The organism is Noviherbaspirillum soli (assembly GCF_015352955.1).
In the GTDB taxonomy this organism is placed as follows: domain Bacteria; phylum Pseudomonadota; class Gammaproteobacteria; order Burkholderiales; family Burkholderiaceae_D; genus Noviherbaspirillum_A; species Noviherbaspirillum_A soli.
The window spans coordinates 1-12,068 of sequence record NZ_JACYOX010000073.1 but is presented as its reverse complement, the minus strand read 5'-3'; the positions used below and the strand labels follow the sequence as shown (position 1 = coordinate 12,068).

Sequence of the window (12,068 nt, the reverse complement as noted above, 5' to 3'; positions counted from 1 at the left end):
TGACGCCGGATCAGCGTCATCGTGGCCAGGCGGACCAGCTGCTGGCCCATCGCAAGGCGGTCTATCAAGCCGCCCGGGCCGCCAAGCCGCAGCGCTGGGCAGGCGCCGTGCGCCATTGGGATCTTGAAGAGGTGGTGTATCTGAACCCCGAACGAAAGGAGGCTTTGCCGGCCGCGATGCCACGTGCTGCATGACTAATTTGGCGACAACTACCTTGACACATACCGCGAAGCAAAAAAAGTAGGTCGCCCGCCGGGGCGAACTCCCGGCCTGGTCATGACGATAGTGAGGTCGTGTTGCTTCACCAGCCGTAAAGACGTCACTGCGAAGCAGCAGTTGGCTTTTGAAGTTAAAGGTTTAACGTTCAAAACCCTTTGAACAACAACACCGACAGTGCTGCCCGTGCCTTGCCGGGTGACGCAAGACGGCTGCACTGCCGTGGAGACAAGCCGGGAATCCGTCCCGGCGGCCGGGTCACTTTTTTTGCTTCGCCAAAAAAAGTAACCAAAAAAAGGCGACCCGGTGATCGCGCCCCGCTGCGCGGGGTGCCCGTGCCAGCGATACCCGGAGCGGGGCGCGGCTAAACTCGCCAAGCTGCGCTTGGCTCAGACAGACGCCGCACCTTTTCCCGCTCCGGGTACCGCTGACACGGCGCGCTCAACGGGATTTCACTGCAAAGGCAACAGCCACTGCAAAGGCAAAGGCAACAGCCACTTCAAAGGCAAAGGCAAAAGCAACGGCAACGTCAAAAGCAACGGCAACTGTCGCTACGCGGACTTCAAAAGCAACCGCAACCGCAACTGCGTGGCCATTTGCCGCTGCCAACGCTGACTGCCCCCTCCCACCGCCAGGCGCACCCTGAACCGACAAAGGCCGTCAGCCCGCGCCGCCAGCCGAGTGCGTCCTTCCCCTCAGGCCGCGTGCAGCACCCCCGCTGCCTGCGGCGCCGCTTTCAGCTCCGCCAGCAGCGCCGCTTCCTTCTCGCGCGCTGCCTTCAGGTGCCGCTCCTTCACATGGCCATAACCCCGTATATCCTCCGGAATCGCCGCCAGCGCAATCATCTGCGGCAGGTTCGCGGCAGACAGCCTGGGCAGCAGCGACGCCAGCGTATCGCGGTAATGCGCAATCAGCGCCCGCTCCGTGCGGCGCTCGGCGGTATAGCCGAACACATCCAGCGCGCTGCCGCGCAGGCCGCGCAGCCTGGACAGCAGCCGGAAGGCGCCCATCATCCAAGGGCCGAATTCACGCTTGACCAGGTGACCCTGGTGGTCGCGCCTGGCCAGCAGCGGCGGCGCCATGTGGAATTTCACCTTGTAGTCGCCCTCGAACATCCCGGCGATCTTGGCGGTGAACGCCGGATCGGCATGCAGCCGCGCCACTTCATACTCGTCCTTGTAGGCCATCAGCTTGAAGTAGTAGCGCGCCACCGTCTCGGTCAGCCGCAGGGGCTTGCCGGCTTCCACCACCGCGCTTTCGGCCTGCCGCACCCGGGCCACGAAGTCGCTGTACTGGCGGGCATAGGCGGCATTCTGGTACCCGGTCAGGAAGGCCACGCGGCGCGCGATGACGTCGTCCAGCGCCGGCGAACGCTTGAACTCGATCACCTGCGCCGGGGCGCTGGCGCGCGCCAGCTTTTCCACCGGGGCCGGGTCATGCGCGGCGGTGCGGCCCCAGACGAAGGCCTGTGTGTTGAAGTCCACCGACACGCCGTTGAGCGTGATCGCCTTCAGGATCGAGGCCTCCGCCAGCGGCACCCAGCCCTTCTGCCAGGCATAGCCCAGCATGAAGAGGTTGGTGGCGATCGAGTCGCCCATCAGCGCGGTGGCGATGCGTCCGGCATCGACGAACTCGGCGCGGCCGGCGCCGCAGGCGCGCTGTATGTCCTGCTGCGCGCCGGCCTCCGGGAATTGCCAGTCGGGATTGCGCACGAAGGCTGCGGTCGGCGTGCCGGTGGCGTTGATCACCGCATGCGTCCTGCCCTCGCCCATGCGCGACAGCGCGTCGCGGCCGGCGGTGACGATTTCATCACAGCCGATCACCAGGTCCGCCGCACCGGTGCCGACCCGGGTCGAGAACAGCTGGTCGGGACTGTCGGCCAGGCGCACATGCGACAGCACCGGCCCGCCCTTCTGCGCCAGGCCGCTCATGTCCAGCACCGAGCAGCCCTTGCCCTCCACGTGCGCGGCCATCGCCAGGATCTGGCCGACGGTGACCACGCCGGTGCCGCCGATGCCGGTCACCAGGATGCCGTACGGCTCGCGCGTGGCCGGCAGCGCCGGGTAAGGCAGGCTGTCCTGCGCCGGCGCCGCGGCCCTGGCCGGTTCGGCAACCGCCTTCTTCGGCTTCTTCAGCTTGCCGCCTTCCACCGTCACGAAGCTCGGGCAGAAGCCGTTGACGCAGGAATAATCCTTGTTGCAGGAAGACTGGTTGATCTGGCGCTTGCGGCCGAACTCGGTTTCCAGCGGCTCGACCGACAGGCAGTTGGACTGCACGCTGCAGTCGCCGCAGCCCTCGCAGACCGCCTCGTTGATCACCACCCGCTTGGCCGGGTCCGGATACTCGTTGCGCTTCCGGCGGCGGCGCTTTTCCGAGGCGCAGGTCTGGTCATAGATCATCGCCGACACGCCGGGCTTTTCACGCAACTCGCGCTGCACCGCGTCGAGTTCGCTGCGATGGCGTATCGTCACGCCCGGCGCCCAGTCGATCGCGGCCGGGTACTTTTCCGGGTCGTCGGTCACCACGATGATGGGCGAGACGCCTTCGGCCGCGATCTGGCGCGAGATCATCGCCGGGTCGAGCGGGCCGTCCACATTCTGGCCGCCGGTCATCGCCACGGCGTCGTTGTACAGGATCTTGTAGGTGATGTTGACCTTGCCGGCCACCGCCGCCCGGATCGCCAGCAGGCCCGAGTGGAAATAGGTGCCGTCGCCCAGGTTGGCGAACACATGCTTTTCGCTGGTGAAGGGCGCCGCGCCGATCCAGGTCGCGCCTTCGGCGCCCATGTGGGTGAAGGTGGCGGTCTCGCGGTCCATCCACAGCGCCATGTAGTGGCAGCCGATGCCGGCCAGCGCGCGGCTGCCCTCGGGCACCCTGGTCGAGGTGTTGTGCGGGCAGCCCGAGCAGAAATGCGGTATGCGGTCCTTGGACGGATCGGGCGCGCTCACCTTCAGCACCGCCTCCTTGGCTTCCAGGAAGGCGATGCGTTCCCTGACCTTCGCCTCGATCGGATGGCCGGCGAAATAGCGCGACACCCGGCTGGCGATCGCCCGCGCGATCTGCGCCGGATTCAGTTCATAGGTTGCCGGCAGCAGCCAGTTGCCGTGGCCTTCGTGGCGGTTGCTGCTCCATTCGCCGGTGTCGTCGAACTTGCCGACCACCCGCGGACGCACATCGTCGCGCCAGTTGTACAGCTCTTCCTTCAGCGCATATTCCAGGATCTGGCGCTTTTCCTCGACCACCAGGATTTCCTCCAGCCCCTGGGCGAATTCGCGCACGCCTTCGGCTTCCAGCGGCCAGGTCATGCCGACCTTGTAGAGCCGGATGCCGATGTCGCGCGCCACCTGCTCGTCGATGCCGAGGTCGGCCAAGGCCTGGCGGGTGTCGAGATAGGACTTGCCGGCGGTGATGATGCCGATCTTCGCCCGCGGGCTATCCCAGACGATGCGGTTGAGCTTGTTGACGCGGGCATAGGCCAGGGCCGCATACCACTTGTGGTTGTTCATCCGCGCTTCCTGCTCCAGCACGGCGTCCGGCCAGCGGATGTTCAGGCCCCCGGGCGGCAGTTCGAAGTCTTCCGGCAGCACGATCTTGACCCGGTCCGGGTCCAGGTCCACCGAGGCGCCCGATTCGACGATATCGGTCACGCACTTCATCGCCACCCACAGGCCGGTGTAGCGGCTCATTGCCCAGCCGTGCAGGCCGTAATCCAGGTATTCCTGCACCGAGGACGGATACAGAACCGGTATGCCGCAGGCTTTCAGGATATGTTCGCTCTGGTGCGCGGTGGTGGACGACTTGGCCGCATGGTCGTCGCCGGCCAGCACCAGCACGCCGCCGTGCCGGCTGGTGCCGGCCATGTTGGCATGCTTGAAGACGTCGCCGCAGCGGTCCACGCCTGGCCCCTTGCCGTACCACATGCCGAACACGCCGTCGTACAGCGCACCCTCGAACAGGTTGACCTGCTGGGTGCCCCAGATGCTGGTGGCGGCCAGGTCTTCGTTCACGCCGGGATGGAAGCGCACATGCTGGGCTTCCAGGTACTTCTTCGCCTTCATCGCGGTCTGGTCCACGCTGCCCAGGGGCGAGCCGCGGTAGCCGGTAATGAAGCCGGCGGTATTGAGGCCGGCGCGCGCGTCGCGCATGCGCTGCTGCATCGGCAGCCGGATCAGCGCCTGTGTGCCGGTGATAAAGGCCCGGCCGCGCTCCAGCGTGTATTTGTCATCCAGGGAAATATCGGCGGCCGGCGATTGCCGATCCGCAGGAAGGGGTGCATTCATTCTGTCTCCAAGCCAAAAATTGTGTCTTTGGGGTGCGACGTCTCGCGGCCGACAACCCACCTTGTGGGCGGACCATCAGAGCGACCATTTTAGAGCAACATTAACATAACGCCCATTTGGGGCGTTAATCGGACTACAACAAGGCGTTTTTGATCAACAGGCCCGTGTTTCCCGCGTGGGGAGGGCTTTTGCTCGATCGCTCAGCAAACGCGACAGTTTGGCATCAATGGGAGAGGAAAGCCAATGCGGCGTACTGGCAAGAACTGCTGAAAGCGATGATAGGGATATGAAGCAACCGCAGTTTGCGATTTGTCAGCCTGTGATGATGGTCGACAAATCGCGTCGCTCTGGATGCTTGGGATGGCATTGGTATCCTGTTGCCAGACGTTCATCAGAGCACCGTGATTGCCATTTCATGGATTTTCTTCAGATGCATTAAGCGTTTTTTGGAAGTCCAATATAGCTAATTGATAGTCGCGAGCGGCGTGGATCGCTTCATCTAAACCGGTTGCCGCTTGCAACTCCAAAGCTTTGTTCATCACTTTCTTCTGTTGTGCGTTGGCTTCTGGCGACATGCCGCCCGAAATTGCCTTTAAGTCATCCAGCCCGAGTTGAATCGAATCGCATGTTCCGCCGCATCTTCTTTAACACTGTTCTCCATTTTTCCCTCCATGGTTCACCGAAATCGAAGTTGGGCACCCCTTGCTTCGTCGCCAGGAAAGTACTGACGTAGATTCAGGTGGCTCCTTCCGATCATCGGTTCATCTGCAAGAGGCGAAATGCTTGCGGTGCGTGTTTTCCCATCGCCGCCGCAAACGACAACGCCGGCATGCGCTGCAAGGCGGCATGCCGGCGTTTCCAGGCAAACGAGTTTCAAGCAAAAGAAATAATGAACCCGTCCCGCTTCAGGTATCCCGCGACAGATTGGCCAGCCACTTGGTGGCCATGCGGGCATTGGCTTTCAGGGTGTAGTCGAGCATGGCGACCTGCTCCTCCACCGCTTCCTGCATCACGGTGGCCGGACTGGCCGGCGCCAGTTTCAGGTAGGCATCCGCCTCGCCGTAGGAGCGCTCGATATCCATGCCGGATTTCTTGGCGATATGCATCATCACCCGGTTCGACGACAGGCAGTGCATGTAGAGGGTGTCGACATCGGCATTGCGGCAATGGATCGCGGCGCGCTGGAACAGCTTGCTGCCTATGCCCATGCCGCGCGCCTCGGCCGACACCGACACGCCGAATTCGGCGACCCGCTCCTTGGTGGTGGCGTCGCGCACCGCCGGCAGCGCTTCGCGCGGCGCGAATGCCAGGTGACCCACGCCCATCAGCTTGAAACGGCTGTCATAGACGCCAAACACCGTGTCGCGCGAGAAATTCAGCATCTGCACGTAGCGGGTGACCAGTTCGTCCGGAAGCACGGTGCCGAAACGCAGCAGCCGGTCCGACTCATTGAGCCCGAGAAAATGCATCAGCAGACGACGACGGTCACGTTCGGCCAGTGCTTTCACGCGCACCGGAAATTTCTCCGGGCCTTCTTCAGGATCGCGTTCGGTCAACCGGGATAAGGCATTGCTCAATAGTTTCATGTTTGCTCCAGGAGTCGCAGCATGCTGCAACGCACAACCAATTCTAGGACAACTGTGCGAAAAATGCTGGAATCCGGTTTCTAAAATCGACTTGCTTGACGGTACTCAAAGCTGGCGGAAGGAGATTCTTGGTGAGAAATAGCTGCGAAGCAAGAAAAACTGGCAATTATATTGCCCATAACGCATTTGGTTATCTCATTGTTTCATTAAGGCATATTGCAACCGCAGCAATCCTGGCAGCGTGTATAGCTGCAGGGATGTGTGCCGGCTGGTCAGGGTGACGTTCCTTCTCTGATGCGGCAATCGCACCGGCGTCCACCTCACGCGCTGCATGCAAGGCCGCTTGCAGCCTGGCTTTTCCGGGAAAGGGCTGGTCGTCACTGCCGGTCCCGGCACGCCGGCCGCATTCGACCACCTGCAGCATGTCGATGAAGCGCTGTGGCTTGCGGAAAGCGTCGCAGCGCTCCAGCAGCCTGACGATGGCATCGGGAGCGAGTTCGAGCGCGTGTGCCACGGCGTCCCGCTCGCGGGCGGACATCAATGCCAGATCGCGGCAATCGTTAGGGATTTTCAGCCGGCGGCAAACGCCGTCCGCCAGCGCCACGCTTCTTGCCGCAACTGTGTGCCCGTGGACGTCATCGGACGGCGTCAGCGCGCCCCTGCCCAGATCCAGCATCAGTACGGCAAAGCGTACCGGCAGCGGCCGCGCCAGCCGGGCCGCCATGTCCAGCGCGCGCATTGCATGCATGCCGACGCTGCCCTGCGCCTGCGGCACGCGCCACAAGCTGTCCAGCTCGGGCAGCAGGCGCGCCAGCGCGCCGCACTGCCGCAACACCTCGAACATGCGCGAGGGCGTTTGCTCCATCAGGCCGCGCGACAGTTCCTGCCAGACCCGTTCCGGCACCAGTGCATCGACCTCGCCGGCAGCCACCATGGACTGCATCAGCGCACCGGTTTCCGGCGCGACCGTGAAGTCGGCGAAGCGGGCCGCGAAACGCGCCAGGCGCAGGATGCGCACCGGGTCTTCCGCAAAGGCGTCCGACACATGGCGAAACACCCGGGCGGCCAGGTCGCGCTGGCCGCCGAACGGATCGATCAGCGCGCCGTCCTCGGTTTCGGCGATGGCATTGATGGTCAGGTCGCGTCGCACCAGGTCTTCTTCCAGCGTGACATCGGGCGCGGCATGGAACAAGAAGCCCTTGTAGCCGGGCGCGGTCTTGCGCTCGGTGCGGGCCAGCGCATATTCCTCGCTGGTGCGCGGATGCAGGAACACCGGGAAATCCTTGCCGACCGGGCGAAAACCCTGGGCCAGCATCTGCTCTGGCGTGGCGCCGATCACCACATGGTCACGGTCCTGCACCGGCAATCCGAGCAGGCGGTCGCGCACGGCGCCGCCGACGACAAAGGTCTTCATGCGGGCAGCCCTTTATTCGTCATCCGGCCAGGGTTCGTAGCGCTCGATCACTTCGGTTTCGGCTTCGGCTTCGCGCACCCACTGCGCCACGGCCGGATGGGCCAGCACCCGGTCGGCGTAGGCCTGCAGCGCCGGCGCCAGGAACACGCCATAGGTCTGGAAGCGCGTCACCACCGGCGCGTAGTAGGCGTCGGCGATCGAGAAGTCGCCGAACAGGAACTGGTAATGGCCGAAATTGGCCAGGCAGGTTTCCCAGATCTCGCAGATGCGGCCGATGTCGCCCTGCGCTTCCGGCGTGCGGCCGTGGCCGGGGAAACGGCCGCGGATATGCATCGGCATCGCGTTGCGCAGGCCGGTGAAGCCGGAATGCATCTCGGCGCAGATGCTGCGCGCCAGCGCCCGCGCCACCATGTCCTGCGGCCACATGTTCTTTTCCTGGAACTGCTCGGCCAGGTACTCGCAAATGGCCAGCGAATCCCAGATCGAGGTTTCCCGGGTGACCAGCACCGGCAGGCGGCCGGACGTGGAATACATCGCGATCTTGTTGCCGGTTTCCGGCTGGCCCAGCGGAATGCGGATTTCCTGAAACGGAATGCCGAAGGCGGTCATCGCCACCCAGGGCCGCATCGACCAGGAAGAGTAATTCTTGTTGGCGATCACCAGCTTGTAGCTGTTGCTTTCAGCGCTGGCCAGGGTTTCGGACAGCGTGGGGTCGAGGATGGTGGATTGCATGGGGATTCCGGAAAACAGGGTGAGGACGAATGGCGGCGCGGCGCGGGCGTCAACGCCAGCCGCGCGGACTTCTAGCCACGGCGGCGGACATGATCGTAGCCGGTGGGAGAAGGCTGGGGGCCGAGATAGAAAGGCGCCACGTCTTCCGGCGCGGTGGGCATCGGCGTGGTGCCGGGCGAGGCGACATTGTCGACCCGCATCGAATCGAGATTGTCGCGGCTCATGATCGGGCCGCCCGGCGCATGCTCGAGGAACCAGGCCTGCAGCCGCGCCAGCGCCGGCGGCAAACCGATCACCGGCCGTTGGTGACCGCTGTAGTGGCCCGCCAGCTGCACCAGCTGGCGCAGGGTGTAGACCTTCGGCCCCACCAGTTCGATCACCTGGCCGAAGCTGCCCCGGTCTTCCAGCGCATTGGCGAAGGCCTGCACCACGTCTTCCACATACACCGGCTGGAAACGGGCGTCGGCGCCGCCCAGCGCCATCACCGGCAGCAGGCTCTGCAGCCGGGCAAACATGTTCAGGAACTGGTCGCCCTCGCCAAACACGACCGATGGCCGGAAGATCGTGACCGCCAGACGCGGGTCGGACAGCGCCGCCAGTTCGCCGGCCGCCTTGGAGCGCAGATACATCGACGGCCCATTGGTTGCCGCGCCCAGCGCGCTCATGTGCAGCGAGCGGCGCACGCCGGCGCCGCCGCAGGCGGCGACCACCTTGCGCGGCAGCTCCACGTGGGCGCGGGCGAAGTCGGGGCCATACTCGGAGCCGCCCGGCCCGCGCCGGGAATGCAGCACGCCCACCAGATTGATCACCGCGTCGACGCCCTGCATCAGCCGCGCCAGCGTGGCTTCGTCATGCACGTCGGCCTCGACCGCTTCCACGTTGGGCAGCGTGATCAGTTCGCGCGCATGCACCAGCCGCCTGGTCGGCAGCGTGATGCAGCGCCCCTGCGCGGCCAGATGCGCCACCAGCCGGCTGCCGATGAAGCCGGTGCCGCCCAGCACCAGCACATTGCTGCAATAGGGTCCGCGCAGTATGTCCATCAGAAGGGTTCTCCGTTTTCGCTGCCAGAATAGCCTTTCGGCGCAATAGTGCCCATCCGCGCCTTGAGCGACTGCGGCGCATTCTCGAACAGCGCCGCGTAGTAGGTGGCATTCGACATCACGTTCTTCACATAGCCGCGGGTCTCCGCGAACGGTATGGTCTCCGCAAAAATGGCGCCCTCCACCGGCCGCGTCAGCGTCGAGCGCCAGGCCTTGGGCCGGTTCGGGCCGGCGTTGTAGGCCGCTGTCGCCAGCGGCTGCGAACCGTCCAGCGACTGCAGCACCATGTACAGGTAATTGGTGCCGAGCAGGATGTTGGTGCCGATTTCATTGATGCGGGCCTGGCTGAAGTCCGGCATGCCGATCTTGCGCGCCACTTCCTTGGCTGTGGCCGGCATCAGCTGCATCAGGCCGGAGGCGCCCACATGCGAGCGCGCGGTCTGGATGAAGCGGGATTCCTGCCGGATCAGGCCGTACACCCAGGCCTTGTCCAGGCCAAGGTCGCGGGTGGCAGGATGCATGATGTCATGGTGCGGCGAGGGAAAGCGCTGCGTAAAGTCAAACTCGGTCTTCGTGCGGTCGGAGGTGTTGACCATGCGGTCCAGCACATTGTTGCGGCGGGCAAATTCCGCCGCGGCCAGCAGCTGGCGCTCGGTCATCCTGCGCAGCTGCCAGTTCCACTCGCGATAGCCCTCGAAGCGCATGTTCATGTCGAAGAAGCGGAAGGCGCGGCGAAAGCCCTGGTTGGCCGACATGGCGGCCATGTCTTCCTCGCTCGGCGCGGCGGCGCGCGGCGGGATGATGATTTTCTGTCCCAGCTCTTCCAGCGCCAGTTGCCCATAGAAGCCATTGACCGCGGAAATCGACTTGAACAGCGCATCGGCCTGTTCACGCTGCCCTTGCGCCTTGCAGGCGCGGCCCAGCCAGTAGACCCAGGGGCTGTCGTCCCTGAGCGTTGCCGGCATGGCTTCGATGCCGCTTTTGACCATCGCCCAGTTGCCGGCGCGCAGCGCGCTGCGCACCCGCCACTGGTAGCCGTCCAGCGACATCGCCGCGCCGGTGGTTTTCTTCCAGTACTCGACCGCATCCGGCTGCAGCTTCTGCGCCGCCTGCATCGCCACCATGGCCCAGCCGGTGGCCAGCTCGCGCGGCGACAGGTAGGACGAGGCGCCCAGCACTTCGGCGCCGGCCTGTTCCAGGTTGTTGCGCGCCACCCGGCCGACCGCGATCAGGAAGGCTTCATGCTGCGCGCGGCTGCCGCTGGCACTCCTGGCGATGATGGCCGCCGGCTTGTCATAGGCTTGCGCGATCAGCCCTTCCGGCGCGTCGGTGGCCAGCGCCAGCTTGCGCATCAGGTTGGGAGAATTGAATTCCGCCGCCAGCCGTACCTGGTCCCACAGATCGTCATCAGTGAACTGCCGGGTTTCGGCCAGCCGCATCACCAGCGCCGGGCAGGCCTCGCCGTAATCCCGCGGCGACACCAGCAGCGCGCGGGCATCGGCCGCCACATTGTGGCCGCGCTCGATGCGCGACATCAGCGCGTAGCACTTGACCTGGGTATCGTCATCCAGCACGAACTGCGGATACTGCTCGTCGAAGGTGGTCCAGTCGCGCGCCCGGCCCAGTTCCAGCAGCCAGTCGTTGCGCAGCCGGTCGGCGATGGCGCTGCCTTCATGGCGCTTCAGGAAGTCGCGGATTTCGGCATTCGGCAGGTTTCTGACTTGCGGTTTCAGCCGGTAATACTCGATGTAGGAGGGAATCGCGTAGTTCGACAGCCGCGAAGACAGATCGAACGCCTTTACCCCGTCGTCCCGCCGCGCCGCCTCGCGCAGCGCCGCGAAAACGTCATCGTCGCTGGCGAATTGCTGTGGCTGTTGCTGTGCTTGCTGGCGCTGCTGGGCCTGCGCGCCATGGGTGCCGAACGCGGCGCAGGCGAGCACCAGCCCGGCGGTCCATTTCATCGGAAACATCAGATTGCTGCCTTATTCTTGCTCGTTTTGGGGAGCGGCTAGAATAGCACGCTCCCCCGCCCGGCTGGCCGCCGGAATTGCATCTGGACACTACTTACAACATGAATGAAAAGCAACGCTTGAGGAAGGAATTGCTGGCGGCGAGAAAGGCCATGCCGCCGCAGGAAAAGGCCTGGCGGGATGAGGCGATCAGCAGGCGCCTGCTGGACTGGCTGGAAGCGCATCCGGTGAGGTCCATGGGTGTGTACTGGCCGCACGCGGGCGAGCCGGATCTGACGCCGGTGTATCCGGAACTGGTGGCGCGGGGCGTGACATTGGCGCTGCCGGTGGTGGTGAAGCGGGATGCGCCGCTGGAGTTCTATGCGTGGCGGCCGGGCGAGGCGCTGGTGAAGGATGCGCATGGAGTGATGGCGCCGTCGGGGCGCGATTGCCCGGTTGAGCCGGAGTTGCTGCTGCTGCCTTGCGTTGGGTTTAACGAGGAAGGTTATCGGTTGGGGTATGGCGGGGGGTATTACGATAGGACGCTGGCGGCGATGCCGGGAGTGCAGGCGATTGGCGTCTCCTATGCAGCAGGAAAACAATGCTTCGATTCGCATGAATACGATATAACCATGCACCTGGTTTTTACCGAATTCGACGCATTCCCTTCTTGAGCCCGGATTTTATTTTTCGAAAACCGGACTATTTTCAAATCGCCTTACAGGGCGGTTTCAAGAGTGAAGTGCAACGGCTGTTAATGAAGTGACGTATCGGGTTGATGAGCACTCGCCAGAGTGGCGGCATAGACCTGTAATGGCGTGAGCCAGTTATGCGTTGCGCGTGGGCGCGTA

The 12,068-nt window shown here is 64.2% G+C and carries 9 protein-coding genes and 1 pseudogene; 2 read left to right on the top strand and 8 right to left on the bottom strand.

Translation table 11 applies throughout. The features are described 5' to 3' along the window. Window positions 1–194, top strand: a pseudogene (locus IGW04_RS24815) (hypothetical protein); the annotation flags it as partial. A 463-nt stretch (window positions 195–657) separates the two neighbouring features. On the opposite strand, the gene IGW04_RS24810 reads toward IGW04_RS24815, so the two are convergent. The 8 genes from IGW04_RS24810 to IGW04_RS24775 all read right to left on the bottom strand — a co-directional run bounded on the left by IGW04_RS24810 (window position 658) and on the right by IGW04_RS24775 (window position 11,238). Beyond that, entirely contained in the window at window positions 658–825 is a 168-nt protein-coding gene (locus IGW04_RS24810) for a hypothetical protein (RefSeq protein WP_194715780.1), read from the bottom strand. 86 nt (window positions 826–911) lie between these two features. Further along, entirely contained in the window at window positions 912–4,496 is a 3,585-nt protein-coding gene (locus tag IGW04_RS24805; protein WP_194715779.1) for an indolepyruvate ferredoxin oxidoreductase family protein, read from the bottom strand. A gap of 413 nt (window positions 4,497–4,909) precedes the next feature. Next, a complete protein-coding gene (locus IGW04_RS24800) occupies window positions 4,910–5,071 on the bottom strand; it encodes a hypothetical protein (protein ID WP_194715778.1) in 162 nt (53 codons plus the stop codon). A gap of 330 nt (window positions 5,072–5,401) precedes the next feature. Beyond that, on the bottom strand, window positions 5,402–6,082 hold the full coding sequence (locus IGW04_RS24795; protein WP_194715777.1) for a GNAT family N-acetyltransferase: 681 nt from the start codon (window positions 6,080–6,082) through the stop codon (window positions 5,402–5,404). Window positions 6,083–6,272: 190 nt separating this feature from the next. Then, entirely contained in the window at window positions 6,273–7,496 is a 1,224-nt protein-coding gene (locus IGW04_RS24790) for a multifunctional CCA addition/repair protein (protein WP_194715776.1), read from the bottom strand. A gap of 12 nt (window positions 7,497–7,508) precedes the next feature. After that, a complete protein-coding gene (locus IGW04_RS24785; protein WP_194715775.1) occupies window positions 7,509–8,228 on the bottom strand; it encodes a glutathione S-transferase family protein in 720 nt (239 codons plus the stop codon). Between the two features lie 71 nt (window positions 8,229–8,299). Further along, window positions 8,300–9,268 (bottom strand): complex I NDUFA9 subunit family protein, encoded by a 969-nt coding sequence (locus tag IGW04_RS24780; RefSeq protein ID WP_194715774.1) that lies wholly within the window; start codon window positions 9,266–9,268, stop codon window positions 8,300–8,302. Continuing rightward, window positions 9,268–11,238, bottom strand: coding sequence for a lytic transglycosylase domain-containing protein (locus tag IGW04_RS24775; protein WP_194715773.1), 1,971 nt, complete (start codon window positions 11,236–11,238; stop codon window positions 9,268–9,270). Before IGW04_RS24775 ends, IGW04_RS24780 begins: the two co-directional genes overlap by 1 nt. Before the next feature lie 101 nt (window positions 11,239–11,339). Here IGW04_RS24775 and IGW04_RS24770 point away from each other — a divergent pair, with 101 nt between their 5' ends. Beyond that, entirely contained in the window at window positions 11,340–11,891 is a 552-nt protein-coding gene (locus IGW04_RS24770; RefSeq protein WP_194715772.1) for a 5-formyltetrahydrofolate cyclo-ligase, read from the top strand. Window positions 11,892–12,068: the final 177 nt, after the last annotated feature.

Coding starts and splice junctions, on each gene's coding strand:
- IGW04_RS24805 (WP_194715779.1), bottom strand. CDS start 4,496: ATGAATGCACCCCTTCCTGCGGATCGGCAATCGCCGGCCGCCGATATT.
- IGW04_RS24800 (WP_194715778.1), bottom strand. CDS start 5,071: ATGTCGCCAGAAGCCAACGCACAACAGAAGAAAGTGATGAACAAAGCT.
- IGW04_RS24795 (WP_194715777.1), bottom strand. CDS start 6,082: ATGAAACTATTGAGCAATGCCTTATCCCGGTTGACCGAACGCGATCCT.
- IGW04_RS24790 (WP_194715776.1), bottom strand. CDS start 7,496: ATGAAGACCTTTGTCGTCGGCGGCGCCGTGCGCGACCGCCTGCTCGGA.
- IGW04_RS24785 (WP_194715775.1), bottom strand. CDS start 8,228: ATGCAATCCACCATCCTCGACCCCACGCTGTCCGAAACCCTGGCCAGC.
- IGW04_RS24780 (WP_194715774.1), bottom strand. CDS start 9,268: ATGGACATACTGCGCGGACCCTATTGCAGCAATGTGCTGGTGCTGGGC.
- IGW04_RS24775 (WP_194715773.1), bottom strand. CDS start 11,238: ATGTTTCCGATGAAATGGACCGCCGGGCTGGTGCTCGCCTGCGCCGCG.
- IGW04_RS24770 (WP_194715772.1), top strand. CDS start 11,340: ATGAATGAAAAGCAACGCTTGAGGAAGGAATTGCTGGCGGCGAGAAAG.